This window comes from Serpentinicella alkaliphila, assembly GCF_018141405.1.
Lineage (GTDB): Bacteria > Bacillota > Clostridia > Peptostreptococcales > Natronincolaceae > Serpentinicella > Serpentinicella alkaliphila.
The window spans coordinates 1,629,529-1,648,318 of the sequence record NZ_CP058648.1 but is presented as its reverse complement, the minus strand read 5'-3'; the positions used below and the strand labels follow the sequence as shown (position 1 = coordinate 1,648,318).

The 18,790-nt window shown below is 31.1% G+C and carries 17 protein-coding genes and 1 pseudogene; 5 read left to right on the top strand and 13 right to left on the bottom strand.

Translation table 11 applies throughout. The features are described from left to right. Positions 1 to 84: 84 nt before the first annotated feature. The gene (locus HZR23_RS08315) at positions 85 to 327 is read left to right on the top strand and encodes a redoxin domain-containing protein (protein ID WP_132849288.1); all 243 of its coding nucleotides are present in this window, start codon (positions 85 to 87) and stop codon (positions 325 to 327) included. A gap of 7 nt (positions 328 to 334) precedes the next feature. Here the strand turns inward: HZR23_RS08315 and HZR23_RS08310 are convergent, their stop codons facing one another. The 6 genes and pseudogenes from HZR23_RS08310 to HZR23_RS08285 form a co-directional block, all read right to left on the bottom strand. Continuing rightward, positions 335 to 556 (bottom strand): hypothetical protein, encoded by a 222-nt coding sequence (locus HZR23_RS08310; protein ID WP_132849289.1) that lies wholly within the window; start codon positions 554 to 556, stop codon positions 335 to 337. A gap of 116 nt (positions 557 to 672) precedes the next feature. Then, a pseudogene (locus HZR23_RS08305) lies at positions 673 to 1,730 on the bottom strand (IS1595 family transposase). A 320-nt stretch (positions 1,731 to 2,050) separates the two neighbouring features. Then, positions 2,051 to 2,815: a YfjL-like protein gene (locus tag HZR23_RS08300; protein WP_132849290.1), complete on the bottom strand. Its 765-nt coding sequence runs from the start codon at positions 2,813 to 2,815 to the stop codon at positions 2,051 to 2,053. Beyond that, positions 2,805 to 3,362: a zf-HC2 domain-containing protein gene (locus tag HZR23_RS08295; RefSeq protein WP_132849291.1), complete on the bottom strand. Its 558-nt coding sequence runs from the start codon at positions 3,360 to 3,362 to the stop codon at positions 2,805 to 2,807. Before HZR23_RS08295 ends, HZR23_RS08300 begins: the two co-directional genes overlap by 11 nt. Further along, positions 3,349 to 3,846, bottom strand: a complete 498-nt coding sequence (locus HZR23_RS08290; RefSeq protein ID WP_132849292.1) for an RNA polymerase sigma factor — start codon at positions 3,844 to 3,846, stop codon at positions 3,349 to 3,351. The genes HZR23_RS08295 and HZR23_RS08290 overlap by 14 nt, the downstream gene beginning before the upstream one ends. Positions 3,847 to 4,165: 319 nt before the next feature. Then, positions 4,166 to 4,423: a YkgJ family cysteine cluster protein gene (locus HZR23_RS08285; protein ID WP_132849293.1), complete on the bottom strand. Its 258-nt coding sequence runs from the start codon at positions 4,421 to 4,423 to the stop codon at positions 4,166 to 4,168. A gap of 243 nt (positions 4,424 to 4,666) precedes the next feature. Between HZR23_RS08285 and HZR23_RS08280 the strand changes: the two genes are divergently transcribed. The 3 genes from HZR23_RS08280 (at position 4,667) to HZR23_RS08270 (ending at position 9,970) form a co-directional block, all read left to right on the top strand. Next, positions 4,667 to 6,727 carry an ABC transporter substrate-binding protein gene (locus HZR23_RS08280; protein WP_132849294.1) on the top strand — a complete coding sequence of 687 codons (2,061 nt, stop codon included), beginning with the start codon at positions 4,667 to 4,669 and terminating at the stop codon, positions 6,725 to 6,727. Continuing rightward, complete coding sequence (locus tag HZR23_RS08275) at positions 6,711 to 7,226, top strand: GGDEF domain-containing protein (RefSeq protein ID WP_165913741.1); 516 nt, start codon at positions 6,711 to 6,713, stop codon at positions 7,224 to 7,226. The genes HZR23_RS08280 and HZR23_RS08275 overlap by 17 nt, the downstream gene beginning before the upstream one ends. A gap of 176 nt (positions 7,227 to 7,402) precedes the next feature. Continuing rightward, positions 7,403 to 9,970 carry an ABC transporter substrate binding protein gene (locus tag HZR23_RS08270; protein ID WP_132849296.1) on the top strand — a complete coding sequence of 856 codons (2,568 nt, stop codon included), beginning with the start codon at positions 7,403 to 7,405 and terminating at the stop codon, positions 9,968 to 9,970. 47 nt (positions 9,971 to 10,017) lie between these two features. On the opposite strand, the gene HZR23_RS08265 is transcribed toward HZR23_RS08270, so the two are convergent. After that, positions 10,018 to 11,694 (bottom strand): sensor domain-containing diguanylate cyclase, encoded by a 1,677-nt coding sequence (locus HZR23_RS08265; RefSeq protein ID WP_213050189.1) that lies wholly within the window; start codon positions 11,692 to 11,694, stop codon positions 10,018 to 10,020. 137 nt (positions 11,695 to 11,831) lie between these two features. After that, positions 11,832 to 13,022 carry a chromate efflux transporter gene (chrA, locus tag HZR23_RS08260; protein ID WP_132849298.1) on the bottom strand — a complete coding sequence of 397 codons (1,191 nt, stop codon included), beginning with the start codon at positions 13,020 to 13,022 and terminating at the stop codon, positions 11,832 to 11,834. A 162-nt stretch (positions 13,023 to 13,184) separates the two neighbouring features. On the opposite strand from chrA, the gene HZR23_RS08255 reads away from it, so the two are divergent. Continuing rightward, positions 13,185 to 13,493 (top strand): PadR family transcriptional regulator, encoded by a 309-nt coding sequence (locus tag HZR23_RS08255; protein ID WP_132849299.1) that lies wholly within the window; start codon positions 13,185 to 13,187, stop codon positions 13,491 to 13,493. A gap of 57 nt (positions 13,494 to 13,550) precedes the next feature. Here the strand turns inward: HZR23_RS08255 and HZR23_RS08250 are convergent, their stop codons facing one another. From HZR23_RS08250 to HZR23_RS08235, 5 genes are all read right to left on the bottom strand, one after another. Continuing rightward, complete coding sequence (locus HZR23_RS08250; RefSeq protein WP_279229904.1) at positions 13,551 to 14,588, bottom strand: 3-deoxy-7-phosphoheptulonate synthase; 1,038 nt, start codon at positions 14,586 to 14,588, stop codon at positions 13,551 to 13,553. Positions 14,589 to 14,807: 219 nt separating this feature from the next. Then, the gene (locus tag HZR23_RS17770; RefSeq protein ID WP_330571480.1) at positions 14,808 to 15,599 is read right to left on the bottom strand and encodes a Na+/H+ antiporter NhaC family protein; all 792 of its coding nucleotides are present in this window, start codon (positions 15,597 to 15,599) and stop codon (positions 14,808 to 14,810) included. Beyond that, on the bottom strand, positions 15,596 to 16,114 hold the full coding sequence (locus HZR23_RS17765; protein ID WP_330571481.1) for a Na+/H+ antiporter NhaC family protein: 519 nt from the start codon (positions 16,112 to 16,114) through the stop codon (positions 15,596 to 15,598). The genes HZR23_RS17770 and HZR23_RS17765 overlap by 4 nt, the downstream gene beginning before the upstream one ends. Before the next feature lie 299 nt (positions 16,115 to 16,413). After that, entirely contained in the window at positions 16,414 to 17,583 is a 1,170-nt protein-coding gene (locus HZR23_RS08240) for an aminotransferase class I/II-fold pyridoxal phosphate-dependent enzyme (RefSeq protein ID WP_132849301.1), read from the bottom strand. A 291-nt stretch (positions 17,584 to 17,874) separates the two neighbouring features. Continuing rightward, positions 17,875 to 18,582 (bottom strand): FAD-dependent oxidoreductase, encoded by a 708-nt coding sequence (locus HZR23_RS08235; protein ID WP_132849302.1) that lies wholly within the window; start codon positions 18,580 to 18,582, stop codon positions 17,875 to 17,877. Between the last annotated feature and the right edge of the window lie 208 nt (positions 18,583 to 18,790).

The following is an 18,790-nucleotide window of genomic DNA, read 5'->3' as shown; positions in this document are numbered from 1 at the left end:
ACTAATTCAAAACTAATAATACTAGTATAAACATAAAAAACTATAATTTTAACTAATACATATGCTATTTGAGAGAGTTTAAAAATGAGTATTATTAAAGTAGGTAATGTTGCCCCGATGTTCACTGTTAAAAATACTAATAATAAAAGTTTAAGTTTATCTGACTTTAACGAAAAAAAAGTATTGCTATCTTGGCATCCTTTAGCCTGGACTCCAGTTAGTACTGATCAAATCTTTAGAAAATGGCTCTGTTTAAGAATGTTGTTGATATTAAAGATTATTAATGGGAGCCTATTAAAAAAGGGCCCATTATGTCGTATTTTATGAATGATGTCTATTTTCTAGATTTATTTATAATATATACTATCAAATAATATGTAGGTACAAAAATAATAACATATATAAGTAAATCTACTGACAATTTTATAATGTTAAAATTATCCGAAAACACATCATATTCAAATCCTGCAATGCTATTAACAACACCATTTATTATGCCAGCTATAACAACAGATATAAGCCAAACCCAAAAACCATTTGTTTTATTGGTGCTCAAAAAATCTCCCCCTAATAATTTCAAGTTTCACTGATAGGCCGCATAGCATTAAGATTCACAACCAAATATATTAGTGAACATTATCTTACAAATGCGTTTTTATGTTAGAAAATTTATTATACAAACATGGTTTTCTTGATTTTAAAATCTCTTAGTTTTGTATCACAATGAGAAGTGTGAGATTGCACTATAAGATGTTTACTCTTAAAGTATTCTTCTCTGTATCAAAATATTGAAGCCATTTAAACCAATACATATAATTTGAAAGATACTTAGTAGCCACACCATTAAACCTATTCAACCACTTTTGAGTTTACTATGATAAGAGTTGATGTGTTGTATATGATAAACCCCTTCTTTATGCCTTCCACGCTTAATTTGTTTTAGTTCAACTCCCGTATTTTGTGCAAACTTAATATAACTCTTATGTTGTCAGTACAGAAAATAGAATCATCATCAATCCTATTCTCAAAGAACCTTTCTATATCTGTATGCTTCATCCTTCCTTTACATATAAGTTCGGTCATAATATTCCCAGCCCTATCCATAGCACAAAGCACATAGCACACAAACATGCTCGTTGGAGATTCCTCTTTTTTTCTTTTGACCCTTATTGCTTTGACTACCCTTTGCTCCTCTCCTTCGTTATTTTCTGGGCATGGTAAAGGTTGTGCTTTTTTATGGTTCCCTTTGAATGATTCTCTGAAGAAGGTTTCGTCAACTTCTACAACCCCTCCGACGCTACCCATTCCCACGAAAGTTCTAATTGCATCTATAATTTTATGCCTCCAGAAGAATGTTGTAGGTACACTGATTTCAACTATATCTGCACATTTTCTGATAGAGTAGCCATTTATCATGCACTTCGCATATAATATCCATTTTCGTGTATCTTTCTTACTATTGTAACTTGGTTATTGTGCAAAATTATTAAAAGTTCTTCTACAAGACTTACAGATATACCTTTGTTTTCCATCAAATTTAACGTTTCTTGATACTTTATCGTTTTCACAATGAGGACAAACCTTCCCCTTGAAAATCTATTTTCCTTAACCTCATCTGCAGCTTCAGTAACAAATGAGCCTAACACAATTACTTCTTCAAGGTAATTTAATACTTCTTCTTGTCCCGTTGTTCCCAAAACCTGTATGTGTTTTATAATTGACTCTACAATTGTGGCATACAAAGACCTCCATAATCATCTGTGTAGTCTTAATTATAACCAAATATTCAAGTAATATCAATTTTCAACATTTTTCTTAAGCAGAGCCTAGAAAATAATTATCAAAAATCTTTTAAATCTAAACTGATCCCCTTAGGATTTAGTGTTGATCCTGTTCCTTCTAAAAAGGCTGCCTGATATAAACGAGGTTCTTTAAGTGCTTTCAAGACTATAAAGTTCATCTCTTTTTTAAAAAAGTATTTAGTATTTATAATAAGTTATAAATAACTATACAGTTAAAGGACGTGCAGTCTTCACACATCCTTTAACTGTTATTTACTATATTTAGTTTCATAATCTTTTTGATGATCTTTTATTCTTTCAATTAAGCCATGTTCATAAATAAATTCTGCAGGGAAATCAAATATATAAAACTCATCTGGAGTAAACTCTTTCTTTTCAGAATTTCTATAATCTTTCACTAATCTTAATGAATACTCATTAATTGGTATTTGATGTTTTAACATTAGCCTATGTAAGTCCAAAAGTTGCTCTGCCAATGCTTCATAGCTATATTCCTCAATAAAAGTCCATATGGTAAGCGTAGTCTTTAGGGGTGGATTATGTATGTCCAACGGCATATCTAAAACTAAAGTACTAAAATCCCCTTCACTTTTTGCAAAATCCCCGATTATCAAATCTACTTCATATGGAAACTCCTCAGAAATTATTCTTTCTATTGCATTATCAAACTCCTCACTTAGCCTCCTATAAGTTGAGAATCTGCTCACTACCTCAGACTCATAGTAATCTGAAATATGGCCTTTTCGCCAGCTAATTGAAAACCTGGTATCCTCACTTTTTTTAGATACAGCGAATGATTGATATGCTGAGGTTTTAAAATTATATGTTGCCTTTGATACTTCTAATTCTAAATCTGAATAATTTGCTTGCACATAAGAATTAATTTTTGATGTTGCAATACTCGCAGAAATTGGGTTTCCAACAAATGAATTAACAATAAATAACAATCCTGAAACTATTAGTAATGCTAACAATCCTGCTATAACTTTTAAAACTCTATTTTTATTTAACATGTTTTACCCCTTCCTTTTTAAAAGCAAAATACAATAATTTCGAAACAAAAACTCCAATAACTGTCAGAGCTGTATATATAGCGGTTAAATATATAGGGTAATAAAATATTTCTATGGCTAATTTACGGTATTCAATAACAAATCCGACAAATAACCAAATGTAAGAAGTTATGAAAACACCTACAGATACAATATACCATCTTTTCCCTAGGATGTAATAGGCAATTGCACCTATCATAGGCATTAATATAATGTTATAGAACATCCCCATTGAATTAGACAGATACACTCCAATCATAGTTCCAATTACAAGAAGTGCAATACAACTAAAATAAATTTTTCTCTTTATGGACTTAATAATCTTACTATCATCCTGTAGATTAGAATCTGGACCTTTAACACTATTATATAGGATTTCACAGTCTTTACAGCATTCTACATGTGCAGTAACAATTCTTTGACTATCTTCACTAGCCACGTTGTCCAGAACCAATGGTATGAGATCCTGGCAGATACCACATGATATATTTGACTTATGTTGGTTCATATAGCCCCTCCTCGTACAATATATTCTTAAGCCATTTTTTACATCTAAAATCTATAACCCTAGCTGAACTTTCAGATATTGTTAGTCTAACTGCTATATCTGCGTATGGTATTCCGTCTATTCTCATCCTCACAACTTCTTGTGTTCGCTTGTCTTTAGTATTTATTAGCTCTTGTATTCTTTCTGCTGCCTCTTTTGTAAAAAAGTTGTCTTCTAATGTTTCAGTAACATATATACCTATCATATCATTATATTCTATACTCTTCTTAGTATTACGTAGATGTAGTAGCCATAAGTTTCTAGCTATCGAAAAAAGCCATGTTTTAATTGAAGAGTTTCCTTTAAAATTTGTAATGCCTTTAATTGCACTCGTAAAAGTCTCCGATAACAAATCCTCAGAAAGAGCATAATCGTGTGTGAGACTCATTAAGTAATAAAATACATCATCCTTATAGTTCATATATAGTTCTTCAATCTCAAACACTCAAATCCTCCTTTCAATAATTAGTTACAGTTTTCTAATTTTTGTTACAAAGTTTTCAAAAAAGTTTTTAGCGTGCCATCAAGTCACGCTAGATATAGTTTTTTGTCAGCAACTTAATCAGTATAAGAAATCTTCTATGTATAGTATAATACTGATCTAACATTTTTCACGATGAATTGTAAGGTACCTCTACCTAACAAAAAAGAATAATGAGAAAAGATCCTTTTACATATTTCTAAGTTAGTTAAAAGAAATTATAGTTTTATAGTTTTAATAATTTTAGTTAAATTCTAATGTAAACAACATATAAAATTTATTTTTAATCGGGTACTGTTGCCTGTTCTAATTCTTCAAGATACTTAAAAGCTTCACTTGCTGAATTTCCGCACATTTCTGAAGAAGCCTTTAAGTTACTACACACCTTTGGTCTATCCTTTTTTCCAAACAACCTACATTTATTATCGTCAGTTAACTGAATACACCTAACTCCCGCGGGTTTTCCTTTAGTCATACCAGGAATTGAAGAAGAAATAGAAGGTGCAATACAACATGCTGCACAACCGATTTTACATTCCATCTAATACAGTCCTTCCCTATTCTGTGTAATTGATATACTTCTGAAATAAATATTAAACTTAAAAGATAATATATACAAGGCGTTTTAATTAATTTAAAAACTTTACCTTTCATTATTTTATATACTATTTATAAATCCTTACTCTCAAATACTTATATTTTATAAAATATAGTACTTCCTGTTGCACTTTTGCAGTGATATAATTACTTTTAACATAATTCGACTAAATGTGAGGTTAGATTAATGAAACGTTTTATTAGGATACTATCATTAATATTTTTTCTGTTATTTTTAAGTAAATCTTTTTCGGTTGTTATAGCTAATACATCTAAACCTACTCATACAACAAAAAATATTCTATTTTTAAATTCTTATCATTCAGGTTATAAATGGAGTGATGATATCTATGATGGCATTAGATCGGTACTAAATTCTGGGCCTGATAAAATAAAGCTTCAGGTTGAGTATATGGATACTCAAAGAGGCGTAGATGAGCAATACCTTAAATTATTATTAGATACATATAAATACAAATTCCGAGATAAATATTTCGATTTAATAATTTCATCAGATGATGCAGCTTTCGAATTCCTAATAAAGCATAGCAACGAATTGTTTCCTGAAACTCCGGTTGTTTTTTGTGGAGTTAACTACTTTGAACAAAGCACTATTGATAATCATAAGCAGTTTACAGGTGTAATAGAAGGCTTTGATATAAGCTCTACTATAGATACTGCAATAAAATTTCATCCGTACATTCAAAATGTATACTACATAGTAGATGATACAACTACTGGTAACTCAATAATGAAGGAGTTTTCAAAAAGTATATCTGGTTACTCTAGTAATTTAGATTTTGTACAGTTATATGGGGAAAATCTTGATGAAATAATTAATAAAGTTAGCTTCCTTTCTAAAAACAGTATTATTCTATATTTAATTCACTTTAGAGATAACCAAAATAACTACTATGAGTACTATGAAGCCATTTCTATGATAGAACAAAATAGTTCAGTTCCTATCTACGGAGTTTGGAATTTTAATCTTGGGCATGGCATTGTTGGTGGAAAACTAACAAATGGATTTTATCAAGGTAAAACTGCTGCAAAGATTGCATTAAGAATTTTAGCCGGAGAGCAACCCAATAATATACCAGTTTTAACTGAAGAAACTACTCACTATGAATTTGATTTCAACCAATTAGTAAAACATAATATCCCCTTAGAGTTGCTTCCTCAAGATAGCAAAATAATTAATAAATCCAGTCCTTTTAAAAAACAAATTTTAATATTACACTCGTATAATAAAGGTTTAAAGTGGACTGATGACTTAGAACTTGGTATTAAATCTAAATTAGCAGAGAGCAATTTAAATTTAGAATTTACATATGAATATATGGACTCACAAAGAAATTCTGACCCCGTATATCTTCATCACTTATATGAATTACTTATAAGAAAATACAAAGACAAACAATTTGATTTAGTTATTACTACAGACGATGTTGCCTTTAATTTTATTAAGACTCATCATAATAATGTTTTTAAAGGAATACCTAGTATTTTCTGTGGAGTTAATTATTTTGAGGAATGCATGCTCGAAGAGCATGATTTTTTAACAGGAGTTGTTGAATCCTATGATTTAAGAGGCACATTAGATATGGCTCTTGAAATTAATCCTAAAATTAAAAATATTATTGTTATCAATGATACAACTATTACTGGTCAATCTAATCAAAAAAATCTAGATATTATTATTCCAGAATATTCAGATAGAGTGTCATTCAAAATATGGAACAACTTAACTATGGCTGAAATTCAAGAAGGAGTAAAATCACTAAATACTGAAGATATTATTCTACTTTTATCCCTTAATAGGGACAAATCAAATAATAGTTTTTCCTATGATGAGAGCATAAGTCTAATTTCAGAAAATGCAAGCGTTCCAATATACGGAGTATGGGATTTCTACTTAGGAAAAGGGTTACTTGGTGGTGTACTCACCTCCGGCATAACACATGGTGAAACTGTAGGCCATATGGCTATTGAAATTTTGAATGGAAAATATCCTTCGGAAATAGTAGTTGTTACTGAAAGTCCTAATATCTATATGTTTGATTACTTTATGCTAAAAAAGTTTAGTATTAATATAGATAAACTTCCTATAGGCAGTACTATTATTAACAAACCGAGTACAATATTTGATTACTATCAGGATAATAAAAAAGTTCTATTATCAACTGCCTCCATTTTTTTTAGTGTTATGTATAATTCTTTTATTAATATATTTGAAGGCTTCTCATAATAAAGAGAGATACTATGCATTAACAGACTTACTAACTGGAATACCAAATAGAAGAGCAGCTATCGAACATTTAGAAAAACTTATTAAAAAGTCCCAGTATGGCAAATTTCAAACCACTATTTGTTTTATTGATGTTAACAACCTTAAAATAGTAAATGACACCTTTGGGCACAGAGAAGGAGATAATTTACTATCTGCTTTATGTAGGCTAATCCAACCAAAGCTACGTAGTGTTGATATGCTTTGTAGATTTGCTGGAGATGAATTCTTAATTATTTTTAGTGATATAGGCATCGAGGAGGCTAAATCCATATTAAATGAAATCACTAAGTGTATTACTGAATATAATCATAGTAATAATAATGCTTATGAGATAAGTTTTAGTTATGGGTTTTCTGAATATAACCCCGATGAATATAAATCTATCGATGACCTTATAGACAAAGCAGATAATGCCATGTACCAATCTAAGGTTAAAAGTCGTCAATTAAACAATTAAGTTTTATAGAAATCACTAGCCCCCTTTAATTATATAAAGAGGGCTAGTTTATTAATAGTATTTGTAAATTTTGGAAAATATGTAGAATCACTAAATATTGTACTTCCTGTTAATCTCTTACAATGATATAATAGTTGAATAAGTACATATATTTCAACAAATTGCGAGGTTATATAATGAAAAAATATTATAAAATCCTATCCTTAGCCTTAGCACTATTATTTATAACTAATTTCTCTTATATAAATGTACAAGCTTATAGCTCCTCTACTTTAGAAACAAAAACTGTTCTATTTATCAATTCATATCATTCAGGTTATAAATGGAGTGATGATATTTTTGATGGTATTAAATCTGTCCTTAATTCCGATTATGCAAACATAAAATTACAAGTAGAATATATGGATACTCAAAGAGTAGTGGATAGTCAGTATTTACAACTCCTTTTGGATACTTATAGATATAAATTTAGTGATAGAAATTTTGATTTGATTATCTCATCTGATGATGCTGCTTTTGAATTCCTTTTAAAATATGGAGACCAGCTGTTTCCAAATACTCCTGTTGTTTTTTGTGGTGTAAATTATTTTGAACAACAAATGATTAATAACCATAGTTCGTATACCGGTGTTGTGGAAGGTTTTGATATTGGTGCAACAATTGATACTGCAATTAAACTCCATCCCGAAACTAAAACAGTATATTATGTAGTTGATGATACAACAACGGGTGTATCAATTATGAGGGAATTCTCAAATGTAATACCTGAATACTCTGATAGATTAGATTTCATTAAGCTTGATGAGGAAAACCTTAGGGAAATTATTAATTCAGTAAATAGTTTACCTCAAAATAGTATTATTTTGTATTTGATCTATTTTAAAGATAATCAGGGTAATCACTATGATTATTATGAAGCTGTTTCAATGATAGAGCAAAATTGTTCGATCCCCATTTATAGTGTTTGGAACTTCACTTTAGGTCATGGTATTGTTGGTGGTAAGTTAACAAGTGGTTTCTATCAAGGTAAAACCGCTGCTGAAATTGCAATTAGGATTTTAAACGGAGAACATCCGTCAAATATACCTGTTGTTACTGAAAAAACAACGAGCTATGAATTTGATTTTAAGCAGTTGGAGAAGCATAATATCCCGTTAGAATTACTTCCGCAAAATAGCATAGTCATTAATGTTGCTAAGCCATCAAAAAAACAAATACTTATTCTGAATTCATATAATAAGGGACTAAAGTGGACTGATGATTTAGAATTAGGTATTAAATCCAAATTAGATGCCAGTATGGACAATATCGAATTCACTTATGAATTTATGGATGTACAAAGAAATACTGATCCCGTGTATCTTCAACATTTATATGAGCTTCTTATTAGAAAGTATAAGAATAAACAATTTGATTTAGTTATCTCTACTGATGATGTAGCATTTAATTTTGTAAAGATGTACCATGATAAAATATTTAAGAATGTACCAGCGATTTTTTGTGGTGTAAATTATTTTGAGGAGTCTATGATTGAAAACCATGACTTATTCACTGGTGTAGTAGAGTCCTACGACTTAAAAGGGACAATTGATGTAGCACTTCAGATTAATTCTAAAGTTAATAATATTATAGTAATTAATGATACTACAGTAACCGGTCAAGCGAATCGAAAAAATCTTGATCTAATTTTGCCATTTTATAATGATGTAGTTTCTTTTGAAATTTGGGATAACTACAATATGCCGGAAATTCAAGAAAAAGTAAAAACTATTAACCATGATAGTATAATTTTGCTATTGTCATTTAATAGAGATAAGTCTAATAACAATTTTTCATATGATGAAAGTATTAGTCTGATTTCAAAAAATGCAAGTGTGCCAATCTATGGAGTATGGGATTTTTATTTAGGAAAGGGTCTCTTAGGTGGAGTTCTTACCTCTGGGTTTACCCATGGACAAACTGTAGGTGATATGGCCATTTCAATATTAAGTGGTGAAAAACCTAGTGAAATACCTGTTGTTATAGATAGTCCTAATATTTATATGTTTGATTACAGCGTACTTAAAAAATTTAATCTAAGTATGAGAAACTTACCTAATGGAAGTATAGTAATTAACAAACCAAACTCTATTATTGACTATTACACAAACAACAAAAAGGTTTTTGTGTCATTAGTTTCAATTTTTACATCCTTATGTATTATTGTATTGTTGATGTATATTAATATAAGAAGTAGAAAAATAGCTGAAGAAAAAGAACGTTATTTTGCTTTAACCGACTCTTTAACAGGAGTTCCTAATCGAAGAGCAGGAATAGAACATTTAAATAAGCAGATAAAAAAATCCCAGGAATCAACCTTTCAAACAACGATCTGTTTTATAGATGTAAATGACTTAAAAGTAATAAATGATACCTTTGGCCATAGAGAAGGTGATAATCTACTAACAGTCGTATGTCAACTCATAAAATCAACCTTGCGTGAAGTTGATATGCTTTGCAGATTTGCCGGAGATGAGTTTTTGATTATCTTTGATGACTTAAGCTTAGAGGAAGCTAAAAATACATTAGAATTAATTATAACTTCCATAGAAGAATATAACCTAACTGGATCTAGCCCATATAACATAAGTATTAGCTATGGATTTTCACAATATCAAGAGGATTGTGAGTCAATTGATGATTTAATCGAAAAGGCTGACAATGCCATGTATGAAAATAAGTCGTCAAATCGTAATTTACTGTAGAGCTTTAAGAGGATAGTAAACACTATCCTCTCTTTTATTATCAATGACTATACACTATACTCTTCCTTTAACGAACTGTCATAATCTTGATGAAATGTTGTTTTATTTTTTCCAGTACGTTTTGATATATATAGTGCTTCATCAGCTAATCTAACTATTTCTATTGTATCAATACCATCTGATGGCCAAACAGCTCCGCCAATACTACAGCCTATTTTAGCAATATTTCCATTAATGTCAAAGGGTTTATTAAGTGCACTAATTACTCGATCTGCTACGACTGTACCGTTTTCTCTAGATTTATTTAAAGAAGTGTAGAGTACCATTAGAAACTCATCACCACCTAGTCTAACTACTATCTCGTCATCCCGGACATTTTCCTTGAGTATTATTGCTACTCGTTGTAATAATATATCACCAACATTATGACCTAATAAGTCATTAACTTGTTTAAAACCATCTAAATCCAGATACAGAAAAGTTAGTGTTAATCCACTCCTAGTCGCTTTCTTCTTTGCCTCTTCAATATGAAAATCCAATGCAATTCTATTTGGTAAACCTGTTAAAGCATCGTGTTGGGCTAAATTCTCCATTTCGCCTAAAGCACTTTCGGTGTGGATAAGACTACCTATTAATTGACTTAAAGATGATTCTAATATTTCTATTTCCTTTATACCTTTATGCTTCGGAATAGCAACTTTCTCCCCAACCTTCAATCTATCTGCTGCCATTGCAATTTCTTGTAATGGCTTCACTACCTTATTTGCCGTTATCCATCCAATTATTGCAAATAGAGTAGAAATAACTAGACCAAGTCTTAGAATGAATTTTTTTAAGTTAGCAATAGTTAAATATGCCTCTTCTATAGGTTGTCTCACAAGTACTACCCAATCCAAACCTGGATAATTCATGTACCCATTTGCCTTAACATAACCTGTTAAATATTTCTTGCCATTACCCCAATCTTCTAAATCCCAACTGTTTTTACCTAAACCCGCGTTATTTATACTATTCAGATTAAGTGTTTGACCAATTAACTCATTTGGTCCTAATAAAATCGTATTATCATTTGCGCTTACAATAAATAGCTCTATACCTTTACGGTTTCTTAGAGGCTCTAGTAGCGATATCTCAACTTCCTTCGCCCATTCCCAACTCAGGTGCGCTGCCAATATACCTGATAATTGACCTTCTGAATTTAAAATTGGTATACTTATATCCACAAACTTCATTGGTTCCCCAGTAGGATTTGGTAATAGATTTGAAAGAAGTACTGCATCATGTACATCACCAATAAAGTGACCTTTCATACCTTCTATGTAAACAGGACGGCTAGATATGTCATGTTCCCTCAGAATACCTCCAGTAGCAGCTTTTACTACTCCTTCTGGGTTTATATAACCAATCCATGAGAAGGAAGGAAAACTAATTTGTAACCTATTAAGCAAATTTTCGATTACCATAAAATCCTTAGGCTCTTTTAATGCTTCCAATTCCGTCATTATTTCTATTTCCCCATATCTTGACCACATATACTGATCCAGTTTATCCGCCATTTGAAAAGCCATTTCTGCAAGAGAGTTACCAATTTCACTTCTAACCTCTTGAGTAGACCTTTGTCCTATTACAAAACTTAATAATATAGTTAATACAATCATAAATAAAGTAATTGTTCCTGCAAACCGTGTACGCAAACTAATTGACATGTTATATACTTTCTTCATCTCTTACCAGTACAATTTATTCATTTTTATAAATCATCTCCACGAATCCAGTCTCTAAGTTTTATTTATATTTCTTCACACTCCTAAAAATTATAAACACCCTATTTAAAAGGGTGTTTATAATTACTATATTATTTTTATACAATATATCCTGCTACTAAGACAAGTAAAACAATTAGTGGCGCAGGTATCTTTTTTGTTAATAATAATAGTATTGTAATTAATGTTATAAGGATATTATCAATAAAAAAACCACTTTTCTGCATTAATATTATTGCAGCTACAGTTATTAATCCTCCTGCTACAGCGTTGATGCCTCTTAATGAAATCTTTATGCCTTTTATTTTCTTTAGATTCTCCCAGATAGGATATATAAAATAGATTAATAAAAGACCTGGTAAAAATATACCAATACCACCTGTTATAGCACCAAGTATTTGAGTTAGGTATGAACCTCCTCTACTTGCCATCCCCCCAGCATAGGCACTAAAACTAAACATCGGGCCAGGTAGTCCCTGTACTAAGCCATAGCCTGTTAAAAATTCTTGATTTGTCATAAATCTATTAACTTCAACTAATTCACTATACATTACAGGTACAACAACTTGCCCCCCTCCAAATACTAAGTATCCATATCGATAGAAACTTTCGAATAAGCGAATAATATGATTGTCTAGAATTACTGAAAGTACAATACTTCCTAAAGTAAAAATCACAAATGTAATTAAATACGCCCATGGTGGGTTTAATTTTACCCCATTCCATAGCTTATCTTCTTTAGTGGTAATTACACTTACCAGTCCACCAAAAACAAGTATTAATGGAAAAACCCAAGGTTCTCTAATAAAATAAGTTGTTAAACAACCTAAAATTAATAAAAACCCTGTAATATTATCAGTTACTACTTTACTTCCTATTCTATATGCGGCTACTACTATAAATCCTACTGCCATAGGACCTATATAACGTAGACCCGCTTGCGATATATTCATACTCTCTAGAAATTCATATAAAAACGATAATAGCCCCATAAGAGTTAGTACAGGAAGTGCCCATACTAACATTGTTAATAGTGCTAATAATGGTCCACCCATTTTATATCCAATTGATACAATCGTTTGGGTACTTGTAGGCCCAGGTAATATACTACAAAGGGCTATAAGTTCTACAAGTTCTTCTTCGTGTATATATTCTTTCTTTGTTACTAATTGATCAGTAAAAACTCCATAGTGAGCTTCAGGCCCACCATAGGCCCCAAGTGAACAAATAAATACATCTTTTAAGAATGTACTCCATTTTATACTATCTTTGTACTTTTTTTTAATCATATAATCATCCTCCACCATAAATTCCTACTATTACTAACTAATTTAATAGATCTTATTGAGATTACTGGACTTCAGTGATATAATAATCTCATTACTTAGTATCGTTATTTAATATCGATTTTCGATATCGATATGTATAATTATAATTTAGGAGTGAATACATTGCAAGAGCAAATATTAAGAAAATTTTTCCTTGGTTTTATACAAATCCATATACTTCATCACGCTAAGAAATGTCCCTTTTACGGTGTATGGATGATTGATGAACTTAAAGAACATGGATACGATATGAGCCCTGGAACACTCTATCCTTTACTTCATAATATGGAGTCTAAAGGACTATTAGAAAGACAAGATAAAACAGTAGAAGGTAAAATTAGAAAATACTATACAATAACACCACTGGGTAGTGAAATTTTGGAGGAAGCAAAAAAGAAAGCATATGAATTATTTAAAGAGATAAAGGACTGAGTACTTTACAACAAAAGAGAAGCTTTCGCTCCTCTTTTCTTGTAAAGATAACAGTATTTAAAGTTTCTCAGCAATACCATATATTAACCTTTCTGTTGTATCCCAACCTATACACCCATCTGTTATAGACTTTCCATATATATTTTCGTTTACATCTTGTTTACCCTCTATTAAATAGCTTTCTATCATTAATCCTTTTATCATTTTCTTCAATAGTGGGTCATAGTTTCTACTAGATAGTACTTCCTTTGCAATTCGTGGTTGTTCATAATAGCATTTCATTGAATTTGCATGATTTACATCTACTATCATTGCTGTATTGCAAAGCTGTAATTTTTCATATTCTGTTGCAGCCCTAATTAAATCTTCATAGTGATAATTCGGTATATTTCTTCCATTTGAATCTACAGCACCTCTTAATATAGCATGAGTTAGCTTATTCCCAGTAGTTTCAACTTCCCATCCTGAATAGGTAAAAGTATGTGATTGTTGAGCTGCTATTATAGAATTTAACATCACTGTCAAATCTCCACTTGTAGGATTTTTCATACCAGTAGGTACATCCACACCACTGACGGCCAACCTATGTCCCTGATTTTCAACAGAACGTGCACCTATAGCAATATACCCTAATAAATCCGACAAATAAATATAATTTTCTGGATATAACATTTCATCTGCCGCAGGCATATGAAATTCACTTAAAGCCCTTATATGCATTTTTCTAATTGCTTTAATTCCTTCAAATAAATCCGGGGTTTTAGTTGGGTCCGGTTGATGTGCCATCCCCTTATATCCTTCACCAGTAGTTCTAGGTTTGTTAGTATAAATTCTAGGTACAATCAAAATTGAATCTTTTACTTGTTCTTGCACCTTTGCCAGCTTACCGATGTATTCACATACAGAATCTTCATTATCTGCTGAGCATGGTCCAATAATAAGAACAAATCTATCATCTTTGTTTTCAAAAACATTTCTTATATCTCTATCTCTTGTTTCCTTAATAGCTTTTATATGTTCCGGTATAGGAATTTGCTCCATTATTTCTTCAGAAGTAGGAATTCTTCGCTTGAATATCATGCTCATGTTTGTTATCTCCTTTGCTTTTTTGAATTTTCAGAAAATTAATCTTATATGAGACTATACCACAAATCCACCCAGTAAATCAATACCCATAATGTTAAGTTAAATTAATAAATAACACAAAAATCTGACCATTACGTCTTGTAAAAGAGATATATAAAAAAACCCTAAACATGGGTCAAGGGTTTTCTAAATTAATTCTTATTTAATTCATATATTAATACATTAAGTTTACTTTGCGTATACATTTTTCATACTTGGTATACCGAATATAATCGCCAATAGTACACATATACCCATTAAATATGGATAATATAGAAACTTCATAATATCCAGACTTGATATACCTGCTATGCTAGCTGCAACAAGAAGCTGTGCTCCATACGGAATTAAACCTTGACAGAAACAAGAAAAAGTATCGAGTAAACTTGCTGACCTTCTAGGATCTATACCATACTCATCAGCAATATCTTTTGCAATAGGCCCAGCAGTTACAATAGCTATAGTATTATTAGCCGTGCACATATTTACTAAAGTTACCAAAATACCAATACCGAATTCTGCTCCTTTTTTGCTCTTGATACTTTTTTTAATATAGTTCAATAAAAACTCTATTCCCCCATTAAATTTTATAATTTCAACTATTCCCCCAATTAGCAGAGAAATAATTATTATTTCTGACATACCCATTATGCCTTTTTCTATAGCTTGTACAAATCCCCAAATATCAAAGGCATTTGTAAAAATACCTATTCCACCGGCTAAAAGTGTACCACCAACTAAAACAACCATAACATTGACCCCAAGAAGCGCCCCAATTAAGACCGCAACATAAGTTAATACTTTAATAATGCTATATTCATAATTCCCCTCTAATACTATTGTATTACCAGCATTTATTAATGCAAAAATAATAGTCGTAATGATAGCTGCTGGTACAACAATCCTAAAGTTCATTTTAAACTTATCTGTCATGTTACAACCTTGTGTTCTTGCTGCTGCAATGGTTGTATCTGAAATCATTGAGATAAGTTATCACCAAACATAGCACCACTAACAACAGCACCCAAAGCTAATCCCATAGGACTTCCAGTTTTTTCAGCTATTCCTACTGCCATTGGTGCTAAAGCCACAATAGTACCTACAGAAGTCCCTATTGATAAAGATATAAAGCAACCTATAATAAATATACCCGCAATTAAAATATTGCTTGGCAAAATACTTAATCCTAAGTTTACTGTAGAATCTACAGCTCCCATCTCCTTGGCTACTTGTGCGAAAGCTCCTGCTAATATGAAAATAACACACATTAAAATTATATTTACATTTCCAGCACCTTTACAAAAAATTTCCGCTTTATTACTTATGCTTTCATTTTTATTCATACAGATTGCCACAATGCTTGAAATTAAGAAAGCTACGCTTACTGGCATCTTATAGAAATCCCCTAAAACAATTGAAGTGACAAGATATACTACCAGAAAGACTGCTAATGGTAGTAATGCCCATGGACTACCTTTTCTTTTATTAATAATCATCTCTATACCCCCTTCACTGTATACATGAAAAAAACCCCTTGCAGTGAAAGCAAGAAGCACATCATTACATATAAATAGGATAAAATAAAATCCTTTATTATTTTTGCATACTTTGATAGTATAAGAAAGTATGTCAAATATGTCAATAACATTCCTTTGAAAACAATTATTTACCATAATTATCGTACACAAAACCCTACTTTAAAGTAGGGTTTATAAAGAGAGAAATATGGTTGTATTGCTTTTTAAAAAACATACTTTTATTACTTTATACATGTAGCATGCAATATTATGCAAGGCTATACTTTTAAAATTCCACTTTCATCAACAGCTTTAATTGCCTTTCTCAATTCCTCTTCATCTTGCACTAATGCCATCCTAACATATCCTTCTCCTAAAGGACCAAAAGCACTTCCTGGGGTAATGATAACTCCTGCCTTTTCTATCATATCAATGACAAAGTCTTCAGACTTCTTGTAATTAGTAGGTATTTCCGACCAAACAAACATAGTTCCCTGAGGTTTTTGTATGTTCCAACCTATTTCATTAAATCCATTACAGAGAATATCCCTTCTCTTTTCATAAGCCTTTCTAGTTTCCTCTACACAATCTTGATTTTGAGTAATAGCTGAAATTGCGGCTTTTTGAATTGGCAGAAACATACCATAATCCATGTTAGATTTTAGAATCTTTAACCGAGATACAACTTCCTCATTACCAATACAAAAACCAATTCTGGCCCCTGCTAAACCATAGGTTTTAGATAGAGAGTTAAACTCGATTCCTACATCTTTCGCTCCTGGAAATGCAAGAAAGCTTCCACACTGTTGTCCATCAAATACAAGTTCACTATATGCATTATCATGAAGTACTATAATATCATATTTTTTTGCAAAGGCAACTAAATCAACATAAAATTCATCAGGTGCCATAGCTGTAGTAGGATTATTTGGATATGATACAATCATAAATTTAGCTTCTTTGGCAACGTATTCCGGAATATCCTCCAGATTTATAATATAACCATTTTCTTTTTTCTGTGGCATAAAATATAGCTTTGCTCCTGCTAATAGTGGTCCGTCTGCAAATACAGGGTAGCAAGGATCGGGTACCAAAACTAAATCCCCCTCATCTATAATAGACAATGAAATATGTGCAAGCCCTTCTTGAGAACCTAAAAGTGAACATACCTCTGTTTTAGGGTTCAAATCAACACCATATCTTTTTTTATACCAATAACTTACAGCTTCTAATAAATCATTTTGGTCATTAATAGCATAAGTATAATTGTTTTTGTCTAAAGCCGCAGTACATAAAGCCTCTATTATGTGGTCAGCCGGTGGAATATTTGGTGCACCTATACTTAAATCAACAACAGGCTCTCCCTTTTCTAATTTCTTTCTTTTGATTTCTGCCAATTTTGTAAAGATGCCCTCTCCAAATTGATTCATTCTTTTAGCGAACTGCATGATTATCTACTCCTTTATCAACCAGTCTTTAAATTCTATAGTTACATAATTAATAATATGTATAAATACTTGATACTATTGTTGCTTTTATTTTACTTTAACTTTTGTTAATTTACAACTATTACCGCACGCTGACTTTAATTTAGTAATCAGTTCATAAAAAAATCCTTCAGAGCTAATTTGAAGGATTCAATATATTAAGTAACTTTCTCCATAAATTATGTATTTTATAATCATTTGCTGAAACAATTCAGCACGATGATAAATTATTTTATACACTCATACTTTCATTTAGTAACCAATAAAGGTATCTTTTTTTATATTCCTTTTTCCTATTTCTTTACTTCTTAAGAGAGCTTCAATAGATTTAATCATCGTTTTTGGCCCTACAATAAAATATTCTGCTTCGTTTCTATGCTCCTCCACAAATTTTTCAATTTCTAGGTTCAAATCATCACGTTTAGCTATATATCTAATTTTAATAGACGATTCTTTACTTGCATTATCTAGTTCCTCGACATATATGAATTCTTCTCTACTGTCCATATAGAGTAATTGTATATCATTTGAAAAATCTGCTGACTTCAAAATACGCTCCTTTATCAAAGCCCTATAAGGAGTTATACCTATCCCACCGGCTATAAATAATAGTGGTTTTTGACTTTGTGTATAAAGCGACCCTATTGGTCCTCTCATTAATATTTTCTTGCCTAGCTCTAAATCCAGCAAAGATTTTTTAAAATCACTTGGATTTCCACTAATTTTCATAGATATCTTTATGTGCCCCTCATATGGTGTCGAAGCTATACTAAATGCCCTAGTAGGTCTATTAACCTTTATATGATTTATTGTAAATATCCCATGTTGCCCGGCCTTCCAGCTTATAGGCTTCTTCATATCAAAAACAAAAGTATAAATGTCACCGACTTCTCTGTACTTGTCAATAAGATATATTTCATGTTTTTTAAATATTGATAAATAGTTTTTTATTGTATCCATTTATTAACCTTGTATAATGAAAACATAGGGGAAGTCATTATACATTTTCCTTTCTAGATTATTTTCTATATAATCTTTATAGGCGCTGTGGATTAGTTTGTTCACCTACGGCAGCTGTCCCTATACAGCCGACTGTTTCTTTTGAGGCTATAACCACAGCTCTATGTTCATTTGTTAATTAGTTAGATAACGCTTTGACGTTTTATAT